Annotated in this window: 2 protein-coding genes and 1 pseudogene; all 3 read left to right on the top strand. The window is 56.8% G+C overall.

Annotation, left to right across the window (positions count from 1 at the left end; genetic code table 11):
- Positions 1-332 (top strand): mobile mystery protein B (locus PMI11_RS30060; protein WP_037072495.1); only part of this gene is annotated, 332 nt, incomplete at its 5' end.
- Positions 333-696: 364 nt separating this feature from the next.
- Positions 697-1,935 (top strand): phosphoglycerate dehydrogenase, encoded by a 1,239-nt coding sequence (gene serA, locus PMI11_RS30055; protein WP_007824938.1) that lies wholly within the window; start codon positions 697-699, stop codon positions 1,933-1,935.
- A gap of 161 nt (positions 1,936-2,096) precedes the next feature.
- Positions 2,097-2,453, top strand: a pseudogene (locus tag PMI11_RS38255) (hypothetical protein); the annotation flags it as partial.

The raw sequence follows: 2,453 nt of genomic DNA, 5'->3' as shown, positions 1-2,453 counted from the left end.
ACATCGGCGTCCAAGCCTACCGCATCGGGGTGGAACTCGCGAGCCTATTAGGCGACGTCCGCTATTGGGTTGAGCACCAGACATTTCCGCCGGATGAAATTGCGATCAGATTCCATCATCGCCTGGTCGCGATCCACCCGTTTCCAAACGGAAACGGTCGTCACGCTCGTTTGGCGGCCGATCTTCTGATCGAACACCTTGGCGGCGAGCGTTTCAGTTGGGGCGGCGGGACTCTGGCTGATGTCGGCGAACTGCGCGCTCGCTACGTTACAGTCCTTCGCACAGCCGACAACCATGATATCGCGCCGCTGCTGGAATTTGCCCGCACCTGAGCGGCGCAGCCTCTGTGCGCATCGTTCGTCTTGAATGGATGTGAACCGTTGATTCTGCTTTCGAGAGGTCCGCCAACGTCATGAGTGCGCCAACTACGGTCGTTCGAGCCGTATGACGTGAGCCGGAGGTGAAACACCAGCGTCGGCAACATCATGTTGAAGGGCGCGAGCAAGCCGCTTGCAGACGTCGCGGGGTTGGCTAGCGCAATTCGGGATCGATCGCCGAGGCTCCTTCAATGGAAGCAGAGAATATCGGGATTTGTGCTTGCACTGTTTGTCGGATGGTCGCAAAGCGATGTTATCGCGCCAATATGGCCTACAGACGACATCTTCTCCTCTAAATTCGGAAAACGAAAGTCTCACTATGCCTCTCCAACTTTCCCTCCCGCGTGACCGAATTTCCGTGCTTCTGCTTGAAGGCATCAGCCAGAGCGCCGTGGACTATTTTTCGTCTTGCGGATACACCAACCTCGTGCATCTGCCGAAAGCGCTTGATGACAAGGATCTGAAAAGCCATATCGCCGATGCACATATCATCGGCATTCGTTCCCGAACGCAGCTGACAGACGAGATTTTTGAATCCGCCAAGAAGCTGATTGCCGTCGGCTGTTTTTCCGTCGGCACGAACCAGGTGGATTTGGAAGCGGCACGCCGCCGCGGAATTCCGGTGTTTAACGCGCCTTATTCGAACACGCGCTCGGTGGCCGAGCTTGTGATTGGCGAGATTATCATGCTGACGCGGCAAATCTTCCCACGCTCGGCGTCGGCGCATCAGGGCGGATGGGAGAAATCCGCTGTCGGCAGCCGCGAAGTCCGCGGAAAAACCCTCGGCATCGTCGGCTACGGCAATATCGGCTCGCAGCTAAGTGCACTTGCGGAAAGCATGGGCATGGTGGTGCGGTATTTCGATCTCTCCGACAGGCTGCGCCGGGGTAATTCGGAATCGATGGCTTCGCTCGGCGAGCTTCTCGAAATCTCTGATTATGTGACGATGCACGTTCCAGAAACCGCGTCGACATACAATATGATCACCGAAACCGAACTGCGCCGCATGAAGAAGGGCGCCATATTCATCAACAACTCCCGCGGGACAGTGGTCGATCTCGACGCGCTTGCGAAAGTCTTAAAAGAAGGCCATCTGGCAGGTGCGGCGGTCGATGTATTTCCCAAGGAGCCAGCATCGAACAAGGAGCGTTTCGAAACCCCGCTGCAGGGCTTGAGCAATGTCATTCTGACACCGCATATCGGCGGCTCGACAGAAGAGGCCCAGGAGCGCATCGGCGGGGAAGTTTCCAGAAAGCTGGTCGAATATTCCGACATCGGCTCAACGATGGGCGCCGTCAATTTTCCTCAGGTTCAATTGCCTGAACGCCCGACCGGTACGCGCTTCATCCATGTGCATGAAAACCGCCCCGGCATGCTCATCCAGTTGAACGAGGTCTTCTCATCACGCGGGCTGAATATCGTCGCCGAATTCCTACAGACCCACGGCGATACGGGTTATGTGGTCATCGAAGTCGAGGACGTGTCCCAGAGAGCCGACAACATTCTTGAGGCGCTACGCGATATACCGGGAACGATCAGAGCGCGATTGCTCTACTGACGCCTCCAGCAAGGAGGCCACTTCCCGACTCTGCGGCCGATCTCAGAAAACTCACATCCACCGCAAAGTTTCGTGGGCTGGCCGCGTTTTGGAATCCGATCATCGAACATCAAGGCGCCATTCGCGTAAACAGATGGCAGTTTGACAGACTGGCGCGTTCCTTGCCGGCCGATGTTGCGTCGTTCTGTCTTAACATGGCTATCGACGCCGGAATATTTGCCAAACTGGCCCGTGGGCAGACAGCGCTTGCCATTGAGATCCTGCAAAAGCTGGCCGCCAGCCATGAAATGTCTTCCGTTGCTCGATACTTCTGGCAGCAGTGGATCGCGGTTATCGAAGTTGGTCGAGAACGGCATGCGCCTGCCGCCTCGGACCCGGCCTCTCACGCGATCGAGCGTCGCGGATCGGGAGCAACCAATGTCTCGTCCAAACTTCCCGATTTCACGATGCGCCAGCTGCTCGAAACAGGTGTCCACTTCGGCCACAGTAGAAAGCACTGGAACCCGAAGATGAAGCCG

The sequence above is a fragment of the Rhizobium sp. CF142 genome (genome assembly GCF_000281145.1).
Lineage (GTDB): Bacteria > Pseudomonadota > Alphaproteobacteria > Rhizobiales > Rhizobiaceae > Rhizobium.
Note: the sequence above shows the minus strand (reverse complement) of the source record. Positions and strands in the feature narration are given on the sequence as shown.